We start from the raw sequence: 22,441 nt of genomic DNA, 5'->3' as shown, positions 1-22,441 counted from the left end.
ACATATGGACGCAAGCGATCGAAAACGACGCAAAACAACCGTTGCAGGCAGGGCGCCGTCCACATATGGATCCTAGGGTCTGCGCTCCGCTTCGCGTTCGCTCCGCCCTAGGATGACGAAGCGAAGGGAGGCTTCCAGCCAATCTCCGACGTCCGCGATTGGCCTTACGCCACCACACGTTCGTCATCCTAGGGCGTAGCAGGAGCGAAGCGACGTAGCGGAGACCCTAGGATCCATGCCGTGACCTTTGAGCGCTGCTGCGTTGATCAACAGGCAGCACTTCGCCCAGGCGGAACCTTCAGCCGCCCGACTTCGGCACCAGCAGCGGTATGACGCGGTCGCTCTTAGCGACCGACGGTCGGCCCGCCGAACCGTAGGGAATCCCCAACGCATCCCATGTCTCGACCAGCGCGTCCTGCAGGGACGCAATCAACGCGTCCGAATGGAACGGTGTAGGCGTGATGCGCAGCCGCTCGGTGCCGCGCGGCACCGTCGGATAGTTGATCGGCTGGATGTAGATGCCGTGCACACCGAGCAGGCGGTCGCTGGCCATCTTGCAGAGCTCGGGATCGCCGACCAGAAGGGGCACGATGTGGGTAGGCGACTCCATCACCGGCAGGCCGGCCGCGGCCAGCACTTGCTTGGTCCGTGTCGCCTGACGCAGCTGCGCATCGCGCTCGGCCTGCGAGCGCTTGAGATGGCGGATCGAGGTGGTTGCCGCGGCAGCGATCGCCGGCGGCAACGCCGTGGTGAAGATGAAGCCCGGCGCATAGGAGCGCACCGCGTCGATCACGGCGCTGGTGCCGGCGATGTAGCCGCCAAGCGTGCCGAACGCCTTGGCCAGCGTGCCCTCGATGATGTCGATGCGGTCGGCCAGCCCTTCGCGCTCGGTGATGCCGCCGCCGCGCGGCCCGTACATGCCGACGGCGTGGACCTCGTCGATGTAGGTCATGGCGTTGTAGCGCTCGGCGAGTTCGACGATCTGCTTGATCGGCGCGATGTCGCCGTCCATCGAATAGACGCTCTCGAAGACAATCAGCTTGGCGCGCTCGCGGCCGGCCGTCTGCAGCAGGCTTTCGAGATGCGCGACGTCGTTATGGCGGAAGATCTTCTTCTCGGCGCCCGAGCGCCGCACGCCCTCGATCATCGAAGCGTGGTTGAGCTCGTCCGAGATGATCAGGCAATTGGGAAGCAGCTTTGCAATGGTCGAGATCGACGCCTCGTTGGAAACGAAGCCGGAGGTGAAAACCAGTGCCGCTTCCTTGTCGTGCAGGTCGGCAAGCTCCAGTTCGAGCTCGACCAGCGGGTTGCTGGTGCCGGAGATGTTGCGGGTGCCGCCGGCCCCCGACCCCATCTTGCCTGCCGCCTTCTGGAACGCGGCAATGACGTCGGGATGCTGGCCCATGCCGAGATAGTCGTTGGAGCACCAGACGGTGATTTCCTCGGCGCGGCCATTGGCGCGCCAGATGGCGCGCGGGAATTTCCCGACGATACGCTCAAGGTCGGCGAAGACGCGGTAGCGACGCTCCGCATGGAGCTGGTCGATCGCTTCCTCGAAAAACCGCTGATAGTTCATGTCGCCTTCCCAGTTTTGCGCGGGATCATAGTCATTGGCCTTTTCGGCGTCCACCTGGCCTTTTTGGTCAAAATGCCACGCCCCGTGCCTGTTCCTAACGACCACGGAACATGGCCTATTCCCTTGATGTGGATCAATCTTGTTTCAGGACAATGCCACGCGCCGATGAGACTGGTTACCGCAGGTTTTAATGGCCTGGCGGCGGATTTTCCAGTACGGCGACGATTGAGACAGTTCCGATAAATCATGAATAGCGAGGATGCGGATGACGGTTTTGGTGACAGGCGGTGCCGGCTATATCGGTAGCCATATGGTCTGGGAATTGCTGGACACGGGCGACAGCGTCGTCGTCCTCGACCGGCTTTCTACCGGCTTTGAATGGGCGGTGGCCCCGGAAGCAAAGCTCGTCGTCGGCGACGGCGCCGACAGGGAACTGGTCGCTTCGATCATTCGCGACAATAAGATCGACGCGATCATCCATTTCGCCGGCTCGATCGTGGTCCCCGAATCGGTCGCTGACCCGCTTGCCTATTACGAGAACAACACCTGCAAGACGCGCACCTTGATCGAGACCGCGGTGCGCGAAGGCGTGCCCAATTTCATCTTTTCCTCGACCGCCGCCGTCTATGGCGGCGCCGGCCTGGAGCCGGTGCGCGAGGATGCCCGGCTTGCGCCGGAATCGCCCTATGGCCTGTCCAAGCTGATGAGTGAATGGATGCTGCGCGACGCGGCAATTGCCCATGGGTTGCGCTATACGGCGCTGCGCTATTTCAACGTCGCCGGCGCCGATCCGAAGGGCCGCACCGGCCAGTCGACGCCCGGTGCCACGCATCTGATCAAGGTCGCTTGCGAGACGGCGCTCGGCAAGCGCCCCTTCATGCAGGTGTTCGGCACCGACTATCCGACGCCGGACGGTACCTGCATGCGCGACTATATCCACGTCAGCGACCTGGCGGCGGCGCATCGGCTGGCGCTTCAGCGGCTGCGTGCCGGCGGATCGAGCCTGGTCGCCAATTGTGGTTACAGCCACGGGTATTCGGTGCTCGAGGTCATCGACAGCGTCCGCCGCGTCTTCGGCCATGATTTCGACGTGCGGATGGGCGATCGCCGCGCCGGCGACGCCGCCGCGGTCGTCGCCAATTCGGAGCTGGCGCGCGGCGAGCTCGGCTGGACCCCGCAGCGCGACAACCTCGACCAGATCGTTGCCGATGCGCTTGCCTGGGAGCGCATCCTGACCAGCAAGAATTCGGCTCTGGGGTGAAGTGGGCTCTCCGCAAAGGTTGGCTCAGCGGGCTGGGGGCGGAATGAAAATCCTGGTGCTTGGGGCCGGCGTCGTCGGTACGGCGGCGGCCTATTATCTGGCCAGCGACGGCCATGAGGTGACGGTGATCGAGCGCCATCCGGCGGCGGCACGCGGCACCAGCCGGTCGAATGCCGGCCTGGTGTCGCCCGGGGACGCCACCGCCTGGGCCTCGCCAGCCGCGCTGAAGACGCTCCTGCGCGGCCTCTACAACCACGATCTCGGCATCAAGGTGCGGCTGCGCTTCGATCCGTTTTTTTTCGCCTGGAGCCTGCGCTTCCTGCGCCAGTGCACGCATAAGCGCATGCGCGCCAACACCGACGTCAAGCTGCGTCTGGCGCTCTATTCGCGCGACTGCATCAACGCCGTCTCGGCCGAGACCGGCATCCACTATGACGAGCGCAAGAAAGGCATTCTGTATTTCTTCCGCTCGCAGCAGAGTTTCGATACCGGCACCGACAATTACCGCTATCTCGGCGAACACGGCCTGCCGATCGAGATCGTCGGCCGCGACCGGCTGGTCGAGCTCGAGCCCGGCCTTGCCGGCGCCAAGGACAAGATAGCCGGCGGCGTCTATTCGCCGATCGACCAGACCGGCGACTCCAGCCAATTCACGCAGAACCTCGCTGCCTATGCCGCCGAGAAACTCGGCGTCCAATTCCTCTACGGCACCACGGTCGAAGGCCTCGACATCGACGGCGACCGGGTGCGCGCCGTGATGACCTCGGCCGGCCCGGTGGCGGGTGACGCGGTGGTCATTTCCATGGGGCCGGAGAGCGGTCTGCTCGGCCGCCGCTACGGCATCGATCTGCCCGTCTATCCCGTGAAGGGCTATACCGTGACTGTTCCGCTGGAAGATGAAAGCAAGGGGCCGATCATGGGTGGCGCCGACGAGGACCGGCTGATCGGCTATTCCAGGCTGGGAAATCGGCTGCGGATGTCCTCGACGGCGGAGTTCACCGGGTTCGACCGCACGTTCAAGCCACGCGATTTCAACTCGATCCTGAACACCGCCAAGGACCTGTTCCCCGGCGCTTTCGACGAGAGCAAGGCCGAGCTCTGGGCTGGACTTCGCCCGATGATGCCGAACTCCGTGCCGGTCATCGGCCGGGCGCGATACGACAATCTCTACCTTGACACCGGCCACGGCCATCTCGGCTGGACCATGGCCTGCGGCTCGGGAAAGTTCCTTGCCGATGTGGTCGCCGGCCGCAAGCCGGAGATCGATCCGCAAGGATTGCTCTATGCGGGCTAGGCATCTCCGGACATCAGGGCGCCATGAGCTCGGCGGTCAGGCTCGTTCGTCGACCGCTGAACGCCAGGAGCGCACGTAACTTGTCCAGAGTGGATCGGCCGACGGTTCGGTCCTTTCGCCTCTGCCTTGCGGTGTCCCCTGGTCCGACGCCAGCAAGGCGGCGCCGATACTGGTGCCGGTGGCGGCCTCGGAGGCGATGACGCCACGCGCCGTCGCCGCAGCCAGCATGCGGGTGAACAGCCGGTTGCGGGCGAAGGGTCCTTCGACGATGGTTGGACCGTCCGCGCCGATCAGGTCGAGGCAGGTCGCGGTCATCAGCGCCAGGTAGAACGAGATGGTGACAAAGCGTTGGCCGACGCTCATACCGTCCGCGTTAAGCCATGATGCGGTATGATGCGGAAACGGGCCCGAACCCTGTTGGGTCGAGGGCAATAGGGACGTCTTGCGCGCCAGCACCGTGGCAACATCGTCTTCCGTCCAGTTCTCCGATTGGCCCTCGGTCAGCACGGAAAACTCGCGGCCACCCATGAAGCGCGCCGACGGCACGGGATCGCCGAGCGCGTTGACATTGACCAGCGTATCGCGGGCCGGGTCGAGCGCGATCTTGTTGCCGCCAACCGCCATCGACACCACCCAGGTGCCGGTCGAGACCACGGAGAAAGGCGGTCGGTCGGACAGGAGATGTGGCAGCAGCGAGGCGTTGGAATCGTGCAGGCCGCAAAACACCGGCGTTTGCGGGTCGAGCCCGGTCCGTGTCGCAAGCGCGGGCAGGATCGGCCCGAGGCGGTCCCTGGCCTGCCGCACCGGCGCCATTAGCCGGCGCCATTGCAGCCGGTCGACCAGCGACGAAAAATCCGCTTTCCACGGGTTCCACAGATCGGTGTGGCAGCCGAGCGAAGTCACCTCGCTGGCGGCGACGCCGGTCAGGCGCAAGGCCCAGTATTGCGGATACATCAGGATCGCGGCGGTTCTGGCGAAATCCGCCGGAAAGCGCTTCTGCTGCCAGAACAGCTGCGCGCCGAGATTGAGGCCGGCCGGCAGGCGCGGCGTGCCGGTCTCGGAGAACGCCGGACGGATCGTGTCATAGTCCCCGGCAAAGGCATCCGGACCGTCGAATTCGTAGTCGAGCACCGGCAGCGCCAGTTCGCCTGATGCGTCGACCAGCACGGACGTTGCGCCATGGGTGGTGATCGATATCGCATCGATGCGCTGCTCGCGGTCGATCTCGGCCAGGCTGCCAAGGATAAACGCCCATAACCGCTCGACGTCATGGTGCGGGTATGGGCCTTGCCGAACCGGCTCGTTCACCATCCTGCGCAGCGCGACTTCGCTTGCTGCGGCAAGATCGACCAGCGCCACCTTGGCGTTGGTCTTGCCGATATCGATGACGGCGACGTGGCGGGTCATTCCATATGGAACATTGTTTCCAGCGGCACCGCCACCGGCTCGTTGTTCGGCTTGGTCTCCATGATGTCCGCCATCTCGGCCCACCAACGCTGCATCACCGGATGCTTCGGCAATTCGTCCATGCCATGGTCGTCACGGCGCCACAGCACGCCGAACAAGGTGTTGGTCTCTTCGTCGAGATGGATCGAGTAATCGGAGATACCGGCCTGCTTGAGCAGCGCGACCAGCGACGGCCAGATGTCGTCGTGGCGCCTCTTGTATTCGGCCTTCATGCCCGGATTGAGCTTCATCTTGAACGCGTATTTCTCCGGCATCAGGCAAAGCGCTCCCGCCGTACTCGCCGCCACAGGATCGGCAGCGCGATGACGATGATCAGCAGCAGGCCGATGAAGATCGACATAACGATCCCCGGCACGTTGAGCAGGCCGAGGCCGAAGGTCACCAGTCCCATGATGAAGGCGGCCAGCACCACACCCAGAATGCTGCCGGCGCCGCCCAGGATGCTGACGCCGCCGAGCACCACCATGGTGATGACTTCCAGCTCGTAGCCCTGTGCGATGGACGGCCGGGTCGAGCCGAGCCGCGATGTGATCAGCACCGAGGCGATGCCCGCCATCAGGCCGGTCAGGCAAAACAGGATGAATTTGATACGGCCGACGCGTACGCCGGAAAACTGCGCCGCGACCGGGTTGTTGCCGATGGCAAAGACCCGGCGGCCGAAGCTCGTCCGGTGCAGAAGGAACCAGTAGACGACTGCCGCGATCAGGAAAAGCGTCAGTTCGAACGACACCACCCACCAGACATAGCCCTGGCCGAAGAAGGCGAAGCTCGCGGGATAGCCCTTGTAGGCCTGGTCGCCCAGGATGATGAAGGCAATGCCGCGAAACAGGCTCATCGTGCCGATGGTGACGACGATCGACGGCAAGCCGAGCCTGGTGACGAGCAGTCCGTTGAAGGCGCCGCAGCCGAGCCCGACGACGAGGCCGATTGCCACCAGTTCAGGCATGCCGGCGCCGGCCTGCACCGCCATGCCCATCATTGTTGACGCCAGCGCGATGATGGCGGCCACCGACAGGTCGATTTCGCCGGAGATGATCAGCAGCGCCATGGCCAGCGCGATCAGCGCCTTTTCCGTGAAGTTGAAGGTCAGGTCCGACAGCGACCACGCGTCGAGGAAATAGGGCGAGGCAAAGCTGTTGACGGCAAAGATGGCAACCGCCACGACGACCAGCAGCGCCTCCCATGAGAAGATCGCCGACGTCAGCGGCTTGTCGAGCCGGTCGGGAATATGGCGTGGGGCAGGGGTGTCGGTCATGCCGCTTCCGCCTTCTTGAGGATGATGCGGCCTTGCCGGCGTTCGCCGCGCGCGTTGAGCACCACGGCCAGGATGATGGCGCTGCCTGAAATCGCCATCTGCCAGAACGGTGAGATGTTGATCACCGGCAGCGCGTTGGAGATGATGCCGAGGAACAGCGCGCCGAGCACCGCGCCGCCGACCGAACCGATGCCGCCGGCAATCGAAATGCCGCCGATGACGCAGGCGGCGATGATATTGAGCTCATAGCCGTTAGCGACCTCGACCGAGGCGATGACGTAGCGCGAGATCCACAGATAGCCGCAGAGGCCGCCGATCATCCCCGAGATGCAGAAGACGATGAATTTCGTCCGGCCGACATCGATGCCGGCATAGACCGATGCTGTCGGGTTGACGCCAATGGCATAGATCGAGCGGCCGAGCGCGGTGCGAGTCATCACGAGGAAGAACAGTGCAATAACCAGCAGGGCGATCCACGACAGTACCGGAATGCCGAGGAAAGCCGCGCGCTGCAACCCGATGAAATCAGCGCTCATCTGGTCGGCGTTGACCCAGGCGCCGCCTGAAATGACGAACGTGGCGCCGCGGTAGATGGTAAGGGTGCCGAGCGTTACCACGATCGAGGGAATGTTCAGCCGCCATACCAGCAGGCCGTTGACGGCGCCGAGCACCAGGCCGACCAGAAGTGCGATGACGATCAGCAGCGGGATCGGGATCGCCGGATGCGCGGCGTTCAGCATTGCCACCACCATGCCGGTGAAGCAGAGACTTGAAGCCATCGACAGATCGATCGAGCGGGTCAGGATGACGACCATCTGGCCGAGCGCCAGGATCATCAGGATCGACGTGTCGTTGAACACCTGGCGCAGGTTGGCCGGATCGGCAAAACCTGGAAACCGCGTGGAGATCAGCCCGATCAGCACGACGATTGCCGCCAGCAGCCAGACCTCGCGGCATTTGAGAAGAGCCTTCATGCCGCGATCCCCGCTGCCGTCCTGACCAAGGTTTCGGCGTCGAGCCCTTTATTGTCATAGACCGCGGCAATGCGGCCCTCGCGCATAACGACGACGCGGTCCGACATGCCGAGGATTTCCGGCAATTCGGACGACACCATGATCACCGACAGGCCTTGCGCGACGAGCTCGGCCATGAAGCCGTGCACGGCCGCCTTCGAGCCGATGTCGATGCCCTTGGTCGGCTCGTCCAGGATGATCACCTTGGGCGCGGTCGCCAGCCATTTGGCGATGACGATCTTCTGCTGGTTGCCGCCCGACAGCGTGCCGACGTCCTGGCTGAGCGAGGAGGCGCGCAGATCGAGCCGCTCGGTATAGGAGCGGGCCAGCGCGAACTCTTCGGCCAGCCGCAATATGCCGGATTTGGATGTCCGTTTGAGCGAGGGCAGCGAGACATTCTGGAAGATCGGCAGGCCGATCACCACGCCTTGCTTGCCGCGCTCCTCCGGCACATAGACGATGCCGGCGTAGATCGAATCCGCCGCCGATTTCGGCGCGATTGCCTTACCCTCCAGCGTGATCGTGCCGCCGCTGGTGCGGGTGATGCCTGATATCGCCTGCATCACCTCGCTGCGCCCGGCGCCGACAAGGCCGTAGAAGCCGAGGATTTCGCCCCTGTGCAGCTCGAAGCCTATGTCGTCGAACTCGGTCGGGTGCGACAGGCCGGAGACGGCCAGCACCGGCGCGCCGATCTCGGCCTTGCGCTGCGGAAAGATGTGATCGACCGAGCGGCCGACCATCATGCGCACGATCTGGCTCTGGCCGGCGTCCTTGATCAGGCCTTCGCCGACCATCTCGCCGTCGCGGAACACGGTATAGCGGTCGGCGATGCGGTAGATCTCATCGAATTTGTGGCTGATGAACAGGATCGCCTTGCCGTCGCTCTTGAGGAATTCGATCAGCAGGAAAAGCTCTTCGATCTCCTTCATCGAAAGCGCTGCCGTCGGCTCGTCCATGATGACGATCCGCGCGTCGATGGACATGGCGCGGGCAACCGCGACTAGGTGCTTGTTGGCAATGCCGAGATCCTTCAGCCTGGCGTCGGCGTCGATATGGCCGGCGCCCATCGTGTCGAGCACCTCGCGGGCATTCTTGCGCATGGTGCGCCAGTCGATGGTTTTGAAACGCGTGCGCGGCGCATGGCCGAGGAAGATGTTTTCGGCCACCGTCAGGTCGTCGAACAGCACGGTTTCCTGGTGGATGGCGGTGATGCCATGCCCGAACGCGGCGTGGGCGCTGGGCAGTGTGACCGGCTGGCCGTCGATGCTGATCGTGCCAGCATCCGGCTGGTAGATGCCGGTCATGATCTTGACCAGCGTCGACTTGCCGGCACCGTTTTCGCCGATCAGCGCGGTTACCTGGCCGGGATAGAGCGACAGGCCGACATTGTGCAGCGCCCGCACGCCGGGAAAGCTTTTCGAGATGCCGGACAGCGTCAGGCGCGGTCCGGATGACAAAGGCGCTTCATTTGCCACTTCGTGCTGGGCTGTCGTGTCCATAATCGTATCAAGCCCTGTAGCAAGGTTCGTTTGAAAGCGCGGCGGAACCTGAGCTCCGCCGCACCGTTTCGAAGGTTCCAGGATCAATAGATCTTGGAGAACTTTTCGATGTTCGACTTGTCGAACTGGAAGGGCGGAGCCATCGCAGCCGAGTTGGTGTCGTCGAGCGTGACCTTGCCGACGCGGCCGATCGACAGCGTAGCACCGGGCTTGGCCTCTTCCTTCTTCACCGCCAGGTCGTGGGCGAGGTAGACGGCGGAGTAGCCGAGATCGATCGGGTTCCACAGCGCAACCGCCTGGCTGGCGCCATTGTCGATGAACTTCTTGAACTCCGACGGCAGCGCCAGGCCGGTGACGTTGACCTTGCCGATCAGGCCTTCATCGGTCACCACCTGCGCGGCGGCAACGACGCCGACGGTGGTCGGTGCGATGATCGCCTTGAGGTTCGGATAGGACTTCAGCAGGCCCTTGGCTTCGTCCGTGCTCTTGGCCGAGTCGTCGTCGCCATAGACGGTGGCGACGAGCTTGATCTTGGGGAACTTCTCCGGCAGCACCTTCTTGGCCGCGTCGATCCAGGCATTCTGGTTGGTCGCGGTCGAAGAAGCCGACAGGATGGCGACATCGCCGCCTTCCGGCAGGTAGTCGGCGGCCAGCTTGATGATGGTCTCACCGATCAGATTGGTATCGGAGGGGTTGAGGTGAAGCTGGCGTCCTTCCGGCGCGACGCCTGAATCCCATGAGATGACGGTAATGCCGCGCTGCATCGCCTTCTTCAGCACTGGCACCAGCGCGTCGGCGTCGTTCGCCGAAATGGCGATGGCATTGACCTTCTGGGCGATCAGCGAATTGACCACTTCGATCTGCGCTTCGGCGGTCGCCTTGGTCGGGCCGGTGTAGATGATGTCGACATCGCCGAGCTCCTTGGCCGCCTCTTCGGCGCCCTTGTTGGCGGCGTCGAAGAAGCCGTTGCCGAGCGACTTCACCACCAGCGCGATCTTGACGTTTTCGGCGTAGGCGGCATTCACGAACATGGCGGCGGAGAACGCCGCCGCAACCATCAATTTCTTCAGAAAGCTCATCGAATATCCTCCCTTGAGCGTTGCATTCCATCGCCGCTGCGGGCGTGAGTGGTTCTCAGGCCTGCAGCGAAGATTCTTCCTTGTTGGTTGCCGTTGTGCGGGCGATGATCAGCGTCACGCCGGCGGTCTCCAGCATCTTGGCTTCGCGATCCTCGATGGCGTCGTCGGTGATCACCGTGGCGATGCGCGACAGGCCGCACAGGATCAGGCTCGAGCGTTTGCGGAACTTCGAGGAATCGACCAGCACCACCAATTCGTCTGCCTGGTCGATCAGTTTCTGCTCGGCCTGGATCAGCAGCGGGTCGCCTTCCATAAGACCGAGCGGCCCCAGCCCTTGCGCGCCCATGAACATGCGGCGCGCGTAGAAATTGCGCGTCACGTCATTGTCGAACGGCGACAGGATGATGTTCTGCTCGCGGTAGATGGTGCCGCCCGACAGCATCACCGTGTTCTTGGAGTGCCTGAGCAAGTGCTCCGCGATCGGGAAGGAATTGGTGAAGATCGGCATGCGGCGGCCGGTCAGGAAATGCACCATCTGGAAGGTGGTGGTGCCGCCATTGATGATGATCGGCTCGCCGTCCTTGCACAGTTCGACGGCTTCCCGCGCGATTGCCCGCTTCTGCGAAGCGTTGATGGTCTCGTTGACGGAAAAGGGCCGGCCGGCAAGGCCGATGAACTGCGGCGGCGAAAGCGCCTCGGCGCCGCCGCGTACCCGGCGCAGCCGTTTTTGCACATGCAATGCCGCGATGTCGCGCCGGATCGTCGCCTCCGACGACTCCGTCAGGTCGACCATCTCCTGCACCGTCACCACAGGCTTTTCCTGGACGGCGGACAGAATGATCCTGTGGCGCTCTTTCTCGTGCATGGTTCCTCCCTGCCGGAGCATCTAGTCACCCAAAGCGCGCAGTGTCAATCATTTCCGATCAGATAATTTCATTGTGCAATGCAATATGACTGATATTGATCGTTTGTGATTGACAAGGCCGCTGCTTGCGTAGAAATTCGTACAAAAGGGACCCGCGCCGTTTGCGTGTCCCAAAGGGAGGATACCTATGCTCGACAAGCGCTCCGGCACGCGCCTCGCCAATCTTTGGGATGACGCAAAAGCGCAAGCAATGAGCGAGCCCGAACGTCTGGTCTATCGCTCGAATGTTCTTGGCTCCGACAAGCGCGTCACCAATTATGGCGGCGGCAACACCTCCTCCAAGATCTGGCAAAACGATCCGCTCACCGGCGAGAGCGTGGAAGTGCTGTGGGTCAAGGGCTCGGGCGGCGACAGCGCCTCGATCAAGCTCGACGGCTTCGCCACGCTCTACATGGACAAATTGCGGGCGCTGAAAGGTCTCTATCGCGGCCTCGAACATGAAGACGAGATGGTCGGCTATCTGCCCCATTGCACCTTCAACCTCAACCCGCGTGCGGCTTCCATCGACACGCCGCTGCATGCCTTCGTGCCGAAGCCTTTTGTCGACCATATGCATCCCGATGCCATCATCGCCATTGCCGCCGCCAAGGATTCGCAGGCGCTGACCAAGGAGATCTTCGGCGACACGATCGGCTGGCTGCCATGGAAACGTCCGGGCTTCGAGCTCGGCCTGTGGCTGGAGAAATTCTGCCGCGAAAACCCCGAAGCCAAGGGTGTCGTACTGGCCAGTCATGGCCTGTTCAGCTGGGGCGACACACCGAAGGAATGCTACGAGACGACGATCTCGGTGATCAACCAGGCGATCGAGTGGTTCGAGCGCAAGAGCCAGGGCAAGCCGATTTTCGGCGGCGAAGTCGTCAAATCCCTCGATGCGCCTGCGCGTCGCGCCGCGGCCGCAAAACTGATGCCGAGGATCCGTGGCCTGATCTCGGAGAACAGCCACAAGCTCGGCCATTTCGACGATTCCCCTGCCGTGCTCGAATTCGTCAATTCCAGGGATTTGCGGCCGCTGGCGGCACTCGGCACGTCCTGCCCGGACCACTTCCTGCGAACCAAGATCCGGCCGCTGGTCATCGAGTTCGACCCCCAAAATCCCGACGTCGATGCCGTCATTGCCCGTCTTGCCGATGATGTGGCGGAGTATCGCGTCGGCTACCGGGCCTATTATGACCGCTGCAAGCACGCGGATTCGCCGCCGGTGCGCGATCCGAACGCCGTCGTCTATCTGATGCCCGGCGTTGGCATGTTCACCTTCGCCGGCGACAAGGCGACGGCGCGCATATCGGGCGAGTTCTACGTCAACGCCATCAACGTCATGCGCGGTGCCTCGACGGTCTCGACCTATGTCGGCCTGCCCGACCAGGAAGCCTTCGACATCGAATACTGGCTGCTCGAAGAGGCAAAGCTGCAGCGCCTGCCGAAACCAAAGGCTCTTGCCGGCCAGATTGCGCTGGTCACCGGCGGCGCCGGCGGCATTGGCCGGGCCACCGCCAACCGGCTGCTGCGCGAGGGCGCGTGCGTCGTGCTGGCCGATATCGACGAAGCAGCCCTTGCCGGCGCCAATGACGAGCTTGCCAAGGCCTATGGCAAGGATTTCGTGCGGCCCGTAGTCATCAACGTCACGTCCGAGGATCAGGTGATCTCCGGCTTTGCCGAAACGGCGGTCGAATTCGGCGGCATCGATATTCTGGTCTCCAATGCCGGCCTGGCCTCCTCGGCGCCGATCGAGGACACCACGCTGACGCTGTGGAACAAGAACATGGACATCCTGTCGACCGGCTATTTCCTGGTTTCGCGGGAGGCGTTCCGGCTGTTTCGGGCGCAGAAGATCGGCGGCAACGTCGTCTTCGTCGCCTCCAAGAATGGGCTTGCCGCATCGCCAAACGCCGCCGCCTATTGCACTGCCAAGGCCGCCGAAATCCATCTGGCACGCTGCCTGGCGCTGGAAGGCGCGGAAGCGCAGATCAGGGTCAATGTCGTCAACCCCGACGCCGTACTGCGCGGCTCGAAGATCTGGAGCGGCGAATGGAAGGAACAGCGCGCCGCCGCCTACAAGATGTCGACCGACGATCTCGAGGAGCACTACCGCTCGCGTTCGATGCTGAAGCGGTCGGTGTTCCCCGAAGACATCGCCGAGGCGATCTATTTCTTCGCCTCCGATATGTCGGCCAAATCGACCGGTAACATCATCAACGTCGACGCCGGCAACGCACAGAGCTTTACGCGATAAGCAGTCGTTTGAGGGTTGGCGCCGACGCCGGAGCTTTACCCTTCTCCCGGTCACCATACGGGGAGAAGGTGCCGGCAGGCGGCTGAGGGGCAGCGCCAACCGAACGCATTTGGGAGGAAACTTTAGTGTCCGAAACCATCATCTCCGCCGATGTTGTCGAGAAAGATAATGCCGCGCGCAACGCCAATCTCAAGCGCGACTACGAGTCCCTCGGCGAGCGCCTCGACCGCCGCGGCATCGCCATCGATGCCATCCGCGACAAGGTCGAGAAATTCGCCGTCGCCATCCCGTCCTGGGGCGTCGGCACCGGCGGCACCCGCTTTGCCCGCTTTCCCGGCGCCGGAGAGCCGCGTGACATTTTCGACAAGATCGAGGACTGCGCCGTCATCCGGCAATTGACGCAGGCGACGCCGACCGTCTCGCTGCATATTCCCTGGGACAAGGCCGATCCGAACCGGCTGAAGCAGGCGGCATCCCGCTTCGGCCTCGGCTTCGACGCCATCAACTCCAACACCTTCTCCGACGCCAGGGACCAAAAACTTTCCTATAAATTCGGCTCGCTGTCGCATGCCGATGCAGCGACACGCCGGCAGGCGGTCGAGCACAACCTCGAATGCATCGAGATCGGCAGGACGCTGGGCTCCAAAGCGCTGACGGTATGGATCGGTGACGGCTCGAACTTTCCCGGCCAGGTCAATTTCGCCAAGGCATTCGAGCGCTATCTCGACGCGATGAAGGAGATCTATGCCGGACTGCCGGACGGCTGGAAACTGTTCACCGAGCACAAGATGTACGAGCCGGCCTTCTATTCGACCGTCGTGCAGGATTGGGGCACCAACTACATCATCGCCAACGAGCTTGGCGACAAGGCGTTCTGTCTGGTCGACCTTGGCCATCACGCCCCCAACGTCAACATCGAGATGATCGTGTCGCGACTGATCCAGTTCAAGAAACTTGGCGGCTTCCATTTCAACGATTCGAAATATGGCGACGACGATCTCGACGCCGGCTCGATCGATCCCTACCGGCTGTTCCTCGTCTTCAATGAACTGGTCGATGCCGAGCTTGCCGGTGCCGAAGGTTTCGATCCGGCCCACATGCTCGACCAGAGCCATAACGTCACCGATCCGATAGAAAGCCTGATGTTGTCGGCGGTCGAGGTGCAGCGCGCCTATGCGCAGGCGCTGCTGGTCGACCGCAAGGCGCTCGAAGGCTTCCAGGACGCTAATGACGCGCTGATGGCGACGCAGACGCTGAAGACAGCCTATCGCACCGACGTCGAGCCGATCCTTGCCATGGCGCGGCTGAAGACCGGCGGCGCCATCGATCCGGTCGCCGCCTACCGCGCCGCCGGCTACCGGGCGAAGGTCGCAGCCGAACGGCCGGCGGTGGCGAGCGTCGGCGGCGGGATTGTTTGATATTGGCTGAAAAACGAAAACCCGCCTAAGGCGGGTCGTCGGTGCGAATCAATCGCGATTGTTGCGTTTATAAGCCTAGGCTTGGGCGGACCGCATTCCAGTCTTCCCAAGCATTCTCAAGCCTGATGTCATCATAGCCGCGCTTCTCCGCCACCTGCGCGGCGACGTCGTATGGCATCGCCATGCATGCGGCGCTGTCCCTGATCGCCACGACTTCGTCCTCAGTCAAAGGCGAGCCCTTTTGCTGTTCGCGATTGAGCAGAACCGCCACAAGCGATGGGATCGCTACCAAAACCAACTGCTCGTCGGTCACGTCAGATTCTCTGTCGGCTTGTACTTCACCAGCTTCTTGAGCCGCTCGCCCAAGGGCTTCTCGTCGTCGCGTTCAGGCCCGCGGGCTACGTCCTTGAAGTTGTGGATCTGGGATTGCTTCGGATCAGCCATGCTTACGCCTGTACCATGCTCAGTGGCTGCGGCCCATCCTTGCCATGGCGCGGCTGAAGACCGGCGGCGCCATCGATCCGGTCGCCGCCTACCGGGCCGCGGGCTATCGGGCGAAGGTCGCAGCCGAACGGCCGGCGGTGGCGAGCGTCGGCGGCGGGATTGTTTGATGTTGAGGGTGAAAATGAAGAACCCGCCTCGGGAGGGCGGGTCGTTGGAGCCAATTAGCACCACACCCAAATTAGTAGCATAGCTGCCGGCACAAAGCAAGAACAAAGTTGCTGTGTAACTGAAAAATTCTGAGAGCCGCGATGAAGCGTGGCCTTGCTACCAACGCTGCGGCGCTCAGCAGTTACGGCATGGATCCTAGGGTCTCCGCGACGTAGCGGAGACCCTAGGATCCATGCCGTTGCAGTCGCCGAAGATTGCAACGGCGGTTGCGAGGCGAACCGGCACAGGCGTGCGAACCCTCCCGATTCTTTCGATCTTCGCAGTAGACTCAACCGCTCCAAGCGCGTTTCCTAGGCCTACCCCACGCCTCGGAGCACGGCCATGCACAATTTCCGCCGGACGCTGATTGCCGTAAGCCTTTCCCTCACCCTGACCTTCGTACCCTTCCTCGCCTATGCCGCCTCGCCGCAGCCGGCGAAGGGCGAGCTCGGCATGGTGGTGACCGCCCAGCATCTTGCGTCTGAGGTCGGCGTCGAGGTGCTGAAGAGGGGCGGAAACGCGGTCGATGCCGCGGTCGCCGTCGGCTATGCGCTGGCCGTGGTCTACCCGACCGCCGGCAATATCGGCGGTGGCGGCTTCATGACCATCCGCTTCAAGGACGGCCGCTCGACCTTCCTCGATTTTCGCGAGCGCGCGCCGCTGGCCGCGACCAAAACCATGTATCTCGACAAGGACGGCAAGCCGGTAAAAGGCGCCAGTCTCGACGGCTATCTGGCGGTCGGCGTGCCGGGCTCGGTCGCTGGTTTCGAGATGGCGCGGGAGAAATACGGCACGCTGTCGCGGCAGGACTTGCTGGCGCCGGCCATCCGCTTTGCCAAGGAAGGCTTCGTGCTGGAGCAGGGCGATGCGGCCTCGCTCCAGGGCGGCGCGGAGCGGTTGGCAAGGGACCCAGCGGCGGCGGCCATTTTCCTCAAGCCGGACGGCAAGCCCTATGCTGTCGGCGAGCGCCTTGTTCAGCCCGATCTCGCGGCTTCGCTGGCCGCCATTTCCGAACGCGGGGCGGATGCCTTCTACAAAGGCGCGACCGCCGACGCCATCGTCAAGGCGAGTGGCGAGAAGGGCGGCATTCTGGCCAGGGCTGATTTCGAAAGCTATGCGGTGCGCGAGCTCAAGCCGGTGACCTGCAATTATCGCGGCTACGAGATCATTTCCTCGCCGCCGCCGAGCTCCGGCGGCGTCATCATCTGCGAGATCCTCAACGTGCTTGAGTTCTATCCGTTGTCCTATCTCGGCGCCGGTTCGGCCGAGACGGTTCACGTCATGGTCGAGGCGATGCGCCACGCCTATGTCGACCGCAATTCGGCGCTCGGCGATCCCGGTTTCATCGACAATCCGGTCGCAAAACTGCTCGACAAGAATTACGCCAGGGAAATTCGCGAAAAGATCGATCCGTTCCGGGCCGGCGTCTCGCAGGAATTGATGCCGAAGGGTTTTGGCGAGAGCAACGAGACGACGCATTTTTCGATCATCGACAATGATGGCAATGCCGTCGCGGTAACCTACACGCTGAACGGCTCTTTCGGCGCCGGCGTTGTCGCCGCCGGCACCGGCATCCTGCTCAACAACGAGATGGACGATTTCACCCAGAAACCCGGCGTGCCCAATCTCTATGGCCTGGTCCAGGGCGAGGCGAATGCGATCGCGCCGAAAAAGACGCCGCTGTCCTCGATGAGCCCGACCATCCTCGCCAAAGACGGCAAGCCGTTCATGGTCATCGGCAGCCCCGGCGGTTCACGCATCATCACCATCACGCTGGAGGCGATCGTCAACGTCGTCGACCACGGTATGAACATCCAGGAGGCCATCGACGCACCGCGCATCCATCACCAATGGCTGCCTGACACGGTCTATATCGAACCTTTCGGCCTGTCGCCCGATACCGAAAAGCTGCTCACCGGCATGGGCTACCACCTCGATCTTGCCGACACGACCTGGGGCCAGGCGGCCGGCATCCTGGTCGGCGGCAAGAGCCTGGCGGAAATCGAGAAGGGCGGCGGCGCCCGCTACAATGGCGCCATCGACAGCCGCGCCGCATCCGGCAAGGCTATCGGGTATTAGACCCCAAGAGTGGGAATCGGTTTTTCGGATAAGATCATGGTCAACAATAAGATTTCGCTCTGAATCAGGTGACCAGCGCGATCGTCGACGCTATCAGCATCAGCGCCGCGATGCCGACGAACAGGGCGTAGATGCGTGGCCGGTCGAGCAGAAGCGCATTGCCGGATATCCATGCCGCGGTGGCGCCACCAAGCGCGAAAAAGAAGGTGCTGCGGCGCCCGAAGCTCAAGCCGGCAGCCATCAGGCCACCGATGATCAGGGCGCCGAACACGATGATCACGGCGACTGCGTATTTTTCGAAATCGTTGCTGCCGGCGCTCGGGCCGATTGCGTTCAACCTCGATAGATCGTCCGGATCGAACGGGCTGGTCGACCCATATTCGTCTTGACCGACAGGCTCATGCATTATTCGTTCTCCGCAAACCGACAGCAAATCATCAAGCCTCGCCGAGCGCAACCGCTCGCCGAATGTGATCGGCACGGTGTTCAACACTTTCTGGCGGCGGCTTGCCAGAGATTTTTGAATTCGCGATTGGATCGCCGCCCCGCTGCGCGGCCTGGTCAAGCGCTTTGCCCGAGCTGAACCTTCATGCCGCCCTGGCCAAGGACTGCGTTGCCTGAACGGAAGCCCCAAGCACCGCCTGTGCGCTGTCTGCCTGCCTTTCATCGACATGCGCCAGCAGCAGGATCACACCTTGTGCGGCATCCGGCTTGCCTGGCAGCTTGCCGATATCGGACAATGCGCCGAAAAGTCTGCCGGCAACGCAGCCCAAGACTGCACCGACGAGGACCGATGCCAGCCATCCCGCGCCGAGCGGATCGATGCCGGGGATATCGAAGGCGCCGAGGCCGGCCAACAAACCCGCCGCCGCGCCGAGGGCGGCACCGGTGCCTGGACCGCGCAAGACGGCGCCGATTTCGTCGTCGTAGGGTCCGATGATACTGATCTGGTGGCGCGCAATTCCTGCCGCCTGAAGTGCTTCGACGGCTCGCGCCGCCTGGTCATGGGAATCAAAAAGTCTGCTGACTGTTCGCATTGAAACTGCCTGTGAGGCCCCCCGGCCCTCGACGGTGCGGCGGGTTCCTGCTGAGCGACGACGCCGAGGAACCGCCTAACGCATACGTCGCCCGCCGCTCATTTCCGAGCGGTGGGCGACGACTGCCCGAGCTTTCACGTCACTCGATGATCTTGACGATCTTGCGCGTGCCTGGGTCGACGACGACGGTGCGGTTGTCGACGACGACATAGCGGTATTTGACGTTGGGGACTTCATGAAGCTCGACGGTATCGGGGAGCGTCGAGCCGATATTGAGCTCCACCCCAGGGATTTTCACCGAGGCCAGCGGCTGCTTTTTCACATACTCCTTGATGATCGTTTCCTGCTGCGGTTCGATGACAACGTCTTGCGCCGCAGCGGCGCCGATGCCTGCCAGCAGCAAAAATCCCGCCACCGCGGTGGAAAGATGCATTCTCATGGTCGTCTCCTTTGCGAACTCGGTCCGCTCTTCACGCCAAGGCTCACTCGAACGGAAGGCAGCTGAAAACGTTCCGTCGACGGGGCTTCGGTCCCGCCCGGCAGGGACCAACCGACGTGTTGCCGCAGGACCTAAGTCTGATCCTTGCGCGCAAAGGGTGGGTTTGCCGCGTGACCCGGAACCGTGGCGGCGCGTGGCCGTTGCTGGCTGCACGTTCCGGGAGGATTTCCATGGAAAAGGTCGACGGTTGCTCGCACCGGTCCTGGCTGTTTCCATTCCGATCGAACCCGGCATCTGCGCAGCACTGTCCCTTCCTGCGCCGATAAGGGTTCGCGCGTCACTTTGTGGCGGGCGAACCCTCAAATTGCTGCGTGCACCAAAGTTGACCCCTGAAGCGAAGAGAAGGGGCGAGGAGAGCGGAAATGGCCGATGACAAGAGCAAGCGAGACTTCAGCGACCGCAATCGCGTTTCGGCGGATGAATATTATGAGGTCGAATATTTCGCGCGGGAAAATGGTGTTTCGCCCAGCCAGGTGAGCAAGCTGATCAAAAGGACCGGCGGCGACCGGATGATCCTCTCGCAGGCGGTGAAGGCATTGCGCGAGCGCAAGTGAGCTGGCGGCGAAGCCAACGGTGGAAAGGCACTGATCGCGATCGGCCGAGATCCGGCCAGCTATCGACAACGTGCCCGGATGCCGCCGCTTCGGCCAAGCGCAATGCCCCGCTACTTCTTCGATTCCGATGAAGACGGAATTGTCTATTCCGACGATCAGGGAACGTTATATGACGATCTCCCGCTGGTCAGGAAAGAAGCCCTTCGCACGTTAGCCGAGATGGCCAGGGATGGCCTTCCTCATCGCAGGATTGCAGTCAAGGTCCGGGACGACCGTGGCGGTCTGGTCCTTGAAGTGGCTTTGACCTTTGCCGTTGAAACGCGGCACTTCGACGAGCGGATTTTCCGGATCGACTTGCGCACGAACTGACGGCTCGATCATCATCGCGCCGACCATCAGATTTCTGGTGCAGCGGCATCTTCCCCTGGCGCGGAACATTAGAAATCTCTAATTGTTATCTTAAGCAGCGGGAACCTCCCAGGTTTCTGCTGCAGATCGGGTGCAACCCGATCGGCCCGCGCCCTCCGCCAGAGGCGCGGGCTTCGTTTGTTTAGCCGATGCGCAACGCCGTTCGGCAGCAGCATATTGGAGGCCTGCGGGAGCATTAGTAGTATCTGTCGCTACCGCGGCGCCCTGGCGCCCAGGCAACGGAGCCCGTCGTCCGACAGGGCGGCGGGCTTTTTGACGCGGGTCGGTCATCACGCAATCGATGAAATTCTGGCCGGCGCCGCTTCGTGTGGCATGGGGTAAGGTGCCCTGACGCAGCGCCGGCCAAGCGGAAATCAGGTCCGCCGCAGCCAGATTGTAGCCGCGCCGGCGCAGCAGGTAATTGCGTGATCGCGGAAGCCGCACCATTGCAGAGCCCTCCCAGCAGTTCGGTCTGCCCAGCGGCTGACCCGCGGCATTCATTCATTCTGACGATGCATCGGACGCCCCGACGGCGGAAATTGGACACCGCGCTCGCTCGCGACTATGGCGGCCGGCGGTATTCCCTGCAGATTTCGGATGAAAGGCATTCTATCCTTGTCGCGCCTGGATTCTTATCAGATCGTGGCAAGGTTTGCCTTTACGGCCGCGTTTGCCGGCGTTCTGCTGTTCGCCCTTTTGCCGGAGCAAGTCCTGCGGGGCCTTGGCCTGGCTTTCACGTTTGATCACGACAAGCTCAATCACGCCGCCGCCTTCGTCGTCCTGGCGGCTCTCGGAAGTCTCGGCTGGCCGGAACGCAAGGCGAAGCTGATCGTACTCCTCGTTCTCACGGGCGCGGCGATCGAGGGGCTTCAAGCCGTGCAACTGATAGGGCGCGACCCGGATTTATTCGACTGGGTGGCCGACTGCGCGGGAATCGCGTGCGGACTGATGGTTGCAGGCTGGACAAGGCGGCTCGCCGGCGGATTGCCATAGCTCTAAAGCGCATAACGGAATCGGCGCGCCCGTGCCCCAATAAGGGGAAATTGGCCGGCGCCACTGGGGGGCGCGTTGGGGTAAGTTGCCTGATGGGGCGCCGGCCAGGCGGAAAAATTACGTCCGCCGCAAAGTAACATAGCAGGAACGGCAAAGCGCGGCAGTAGCGTGATCGCGGAAGGTCCGCGTTGGCGCCTCCGGTGCGGTGACCCGTTTTGGATCAACAAATCTGGCACCTGAATTGCACTGCAGGCAATGCCGGGAAATCCCGGCAATCGTCCCCGAATATGGGGCCTCGCCGCTTCGCAAATGGAGCGGCGGGCCTTTTTGCCGGACGTTGAAAAGTAGGCCGATCAGCGGCTTAGCCGATCACGGTGTGCTTAGCCCGATTTCCCCTGCCAAGTGCTTATTCTCACAAGAGAAATTCTAAAGCGCCCAAGCATCGGTGCTTGACACAGGTTTCGATTAACTGGATAAGTGGATACACAGATACGCTCTGATCGGACCAGGGACATGGCAGCTGACGCAATCGAGCCGTTGGGCATCACGACCGCCGAGGAGGAGGCTTATCGCCACATTCAGCGGGCCCTGAGGATGGGGCGTTACCGGGCCGGGGACCGGCTGATCCCGGAAGAGATCGCGACGGAAATCGGCATGAGCCGCATGCCGGTTCGCGAAGCATTCCGCCAACTGGCCGCGGAAGGTCTTGTGGTCATTCGCCCGAACCGTGGCTGCATCGTCGCCGGGCTTACCCTCGATGAGATCTACGAAACCTTTGAAATACGCTCGGTGCTCGAAGGGCTGGCGGTGAGGCTTGCCATGCCGCACATCGATGCCGAAGTGCTTGAAGAACTGGAACGCCAGCTGGACCGCATGGAGCGCGCCAGCCAGACCGGCAGCAGCGACTGGGTCGTGCGCCATCAGGCCTTCCATTTGCAGATTTGCCAACTGAGCAACCGACCCAAACTCGTCCGGCAGATTGCCAGCCTGCACGTCGTGATCGAGCCCTACCTGCGCATCTGGTTCGACTATGTCGACAAACCCGCCAGCGCGCGTGCCGAGCACGAGATCCTGATCGACGTGCTGCGGTCAGGTGATGCCGGCAAGGCTGAGATCGTCATGCGGGATCATATCGTCGAGACAGCGCCGCTTCTGGCCAACTTCGCAAGTCCCGGCCGCCGCTAGGGAATACCATCTAACTCA

22 protein-coding genes and 1 pseudogene are annotated in these 22,441 nt (G+C 62.6%); 10 read left to right on the top strand and 13 right to left on the bottom strand.

The annotated features are described in order from the left end of the window. Positions 1 to 298: 298 nt before the first annotated feature. Positions 299 to 1,576, bottom strand: coding sequence for a 5-aminolevulinate synthase (hemA, locus tag NKH67_RS29720; RefSeq protein WP_352488572.1), 1,278 nt, complete (start codon positions 1,574 to 1,576; stop codon positions 299 to 301). A gap of 265 nt (positions 1,577 to 1,841) precedes the next feature. Here hemA and galE point away from each other — a divergent pair, with 265 nt between their 5' ends. Together galE and NKH67_RS29710 are read left to right on the top strand one after the other, a co-directional pair. Next, entirely contained in the window at positions 1,842 to 2,837 is a 996-nt protein-coding gene (gene galE, locus NKH67_RS29715) for a UDP-glucose 4-epimerase GalE (RefSeq protein ID WP_353032432.1), read from the top strand. A gap of 43 nt (positions 2,838 to 2,880) precedes the next feature. Further along, complete coding sequence (locus NKH67_RS29710; RefSeq protein WP_352613929.1) at positions 2,881 to 4,131, top strand: D-amino acid dehydrogenase; 1,251 nt, start codon at positions 2,881 to 2,883, stop codon at positions 4,129 to 4,131. A 36-nt stretch (positions 4,132 to 4,167) separates the two neighbouring features. Here NKH67_RS29710 and NKH67_RS29705 read toward each other — a convergent pair whose 3' ends face one another. The 7 genes from NKH67_RS29705 to NKH67_RS29675 all read right to left on the bottom strand — a co-directional run bounded on the left by NKH67_RS29705 (position 4,168) and on the right by NKH67_RS29675 (position 11,309). Then, positions 4,168 to 5,538, bottom strand: coding sequence for an FGGY-family carbohydrate kinase (locus NKH67_RS29705; protein WP_353032430.1), 1,371 nt, complete (start codon positions 5,536 to 5,538; stop codon positions 4,168 to 4,170). Then, positions 5,535 to 5,852 (bottom strand): L-rhamnose mutarotase, encoded by a 318-nt coding sequence (gene rhaM, locus NKH67_RS29700; protein WP_352448660.1) that lies wholly within the window; start codon positions 5,850 to 5,852, stop codon positions 5,535 to 5,537. The genes NKH67_RS29705 and rhaM overlap by 4 nt, the downstream gene beginning before the upstream one ends. Then, positions 5,852 to 6,853 carry an ABC transporter permease gene (locus NKH67_RS29695; protein WP_352448661.1) on the bottom strand — a complete coding sequence of 334 codons (1,002 nt, stop codon included), beginning with the start codon at positions 6,851 to 6,853 and terminating at the stop codon, positions 5,852 to 5,854. The genes rhaM and NKH67_RS29695 overlap by 1 nt, the downstream gene beginning before the upstream one ends. Further along, the gene (locus NKH67_RS29690; RefSeq protein ID WP_353032428.1) at positions 6,850 to 7,827 is read right to left on the bottom strand and encodes an ABC transporter permease; all 978 of its coding nucleotides are present in this window, start codon (positions 7,825 to 7,827) and stop codon (positions 6,850 to 6,852) included. The genes NKH67_RS29695 and NKH67_RS29690 overlap by 4 nt, the downstream gene beginning before the upstream one ends. Beyond that, entirely contained in the window at positions 7,824 to 9,365 is a 1,542-nt protein-coding gene (locus tag NKH67_RS29685; protein ID WP_352589185.1) for a sugar ABC transporter ATP-binding protein, read from the bottom strand. Before NKH67_RS29685 ends, NKH67_RS29690 begins: the two co-directional genes overlap by 4 nt. An 83-nt stretch (positions 9,366 to 9,448) precedes the next feature. Continuing rightward, positions 9,449 to 10,444, bottom strand: coding sequence for a rhamnose ABC transporter substrate-binding protein (gene rhaS / locus NKH67_RS29680; RefSeq protein ID WP_353032426.1), 996 nt, complete (start codon positions 10,442 to 10,444; stop codon positions 9,449 to 9,451). 55 nt (positions 10,445 to 10,499) lie between these two features. After that, positions 10,500 to 11,309, bottom strand: a complete 810-nt coding sequence (locus NKH67_RS29675; protein ID WP_352488252.1) for a DeoR/GlpR family DNA-binding transcription regulator — start codon at positions 11,307 to 11,309, stop codon at positions 10,500 to 10,502. Positions 11,310 to 11,496: 187 nt separating this feature from the next. Here NKH67_RS29675 and NKH67_RS29670 point away from each other — a divergent pair, with 187 nt between their 5' ends. Both NKH67_RS29670 and rhaI read left to right on the top strand, forming a co-directional pair. Then, positions 11,497 to 13,599, top strand: a complete 2,103-nt coding sequence (locus NKH67_RS29670; protein WP_353032424.1) for a bifunctional rhamnulose-1-phosphate aldolase/short-chain dehydrogenase — start codon at positions 11,497 to 11,499, stop codon at positions 13,597 to 13,599. 125 nt (positions 13,600 to 13,724) lie between these two features. Then, positions 13,725 to 15,017 (top strand): L-rhamnose catabolism isomerase, encoded by a 1,293-nt coding sequence (gene rhaI / locus NKH67_RS29665; protein ID WP_352470137.1) that lies wholly within the window; start codon positions 13,725 to 13,727, stop codon positions 15,015 to 15,017. A 67-nt stretch (positions 15,018 to 15,084) separates the two neighbouring features. Here rhaI and NKH67_RS29660 read toward each other — a convergent pair whose 3' ends face one another. Together NKH67_RS29660 and NKH67_RS29655 are read right to left on the bottom strand one after the other, a co-directional pair. Next, a complete protein-coding gene (locus tag NKH67_RS29660; RefSeq protein ID WP_352813658.1) occupies positions 15,085 to 15,330 on the bottom strand; it encodes a hypothetical protein in 246 nt (81 codons plus the stop codon). After that, positions 15,327 to 15,461, bottom strand: coding sequence for a hypothetical protein (locus NKH67_RS29655; RefSeq protein ID WP_352470139.1), 135 nt, complete (start codon positions 15,459 to 15,461; stop codon positions 15,327 to 15,329). The genes NKH67_RS29660 and NKH67_RS29655 overlap by 4 nt, the downstream gene beginning before the upstream one ends. Positions 15,462 to 15,487: 26 nt before the next feature. Between NKH67_RS29655 and NKH67_RS29650 the strand changes: the two are divergent. Then, positions 15,488 to 15,628, top strand: a pseudogene (locus tag NKH67_RS29650) (sugar isomerase); the annotation flags it as partial. 382 nt (positions 15,629 to 16,010) lie between these two features. Beyond that, entirely contained in the window at positions 16,011 to 17,747 is a 1,737-nt protein-coding gene (gene ggt / locus NKH67_RS29645; protein ID WP_353032422.1) for a gamma-glutamyltransferase, read from the top strand. Positions 17,748 to 17,811: 64 nt separating this feature from the next. On the opposite strand, the gene NKH67_RS29640 is transcribed toward ggt, so the two are convergent. The 3 genes from NKH67_RS29640 to NKH67_RS29630 all read right to left on the bottom strand — a co-directional run bounded on the left by NKH67_RS29640 (position 17,812) and on the right by NKH67_RS29630 (position 19,223). Next, entirely contained in the window at positions 17,812 to 18,153 is a 342-nt protein-coding gene (locus NKH67_RS29640; RefSeq protein ID WP_292663955.1) for a hypothetical protein, read from the bottom strand. Between the two features lie 181 nt (positions 18,154 to 18,334). Further along, on the bottom strand, positions 18,335 to 18,784 hold the full coding sequence (locus NKH67_RS29635) for a hypothetical protein (RefSeq protein ID WP_353032420.1): 450 nt from the start codon (positions 18,782 to 18,784) through the stop codon (positions 18,335 to 18,337). Between the two features lie 139 nt (positions 18,785 to 18,923). Then, positions 18,924 to 19,223, bottom strand: a complete 300-nt coding sequence (locus NKH67_RS29630; RefSeq protein WP_352470142.1) for a DUF1236 domain-containing protein — start codon at positions 19,221 to 19,223, stop codon at positions 18,924 to 18,926. 422 nt (positions 19,224 to 19,645) lie between these two features. Between NKH67_RS29630 and NKH67_RS29625 the strand changes: the two genes are divergently transcribed. The 4 genes from NKH67_RS29625 to NKH67_RS29610 all read left to right on the top strand — a co-directional run bounded on the left by NKH67_RS29625 (position 19,646) and on the right by NKH67_RS29610 (position 22,423). Continuing rightward, positions 19,646 to 19,837 (top strand): DUF3606 domain-containing protein, encoded by a 192-nt coding sequence (locus NKH67_RS29625; protein ID WP_023719459.1) that lies wholly within the window; start codon positions 19,646 to 19,648, stop codon positions 19,835 to 19,837. A gap of 102 nt (positions 19,838 to 19,939) precedes the next feature. Beyond that, positions 19,940 to 20,206: a DUF6894 family protein gene (locus NKH67_RS29620; RefSeq protein ID WP_352501726.1), complete on the top strand. Its 267-nt coding sequence runs from the start codon at positions 19,940 to 19,942 to the stop codon at positions 20,204 to 20,206. Positions 20,207 to 20,842: 636 nt separating this feature from the next. Continuing rightward, positions 20,843 to 21,238 carry a VanZ family protein gene (locus NKH67_RS29615; protein ID WP_353032418.1) on the top strand — a complete coding sequence of 132 codons (396 nt, stop codon included), beginning with the start codon at positions 20,843 to 20,845 and terminating at the stop codon, positions 21,236 to 21,238. Between the two features lie 513 nt (positions 21,239 to 21,751). After that, positions 21,752 to 22,423, top strand: coding sequence for a GntR family transcriptional regulator (locus tag NKH67_RS29610; RefSeq protein ID WP_352470145.1), 672 nt, complete (start codon positions 21,752 to 21,754; stop codon positions 22,421 to 22,423). Positions 22,424 to 22,441 lie beyond the last annotated feature (18 nt).

The organism is Mesorhizobium sp. M0968, from assembly GCF_040319065.1.
GTDB lineage: Bacteria > Pseudomonadota > Alphaproteobacteria > Rhizobiales > Rhizobiaceae > Mesorhizobium.
The sequence above is the reverse complement of the archived record's forward strand: the minus strand, read 5'-3'. Positions and strand labels throughout refer to the sequence as shown.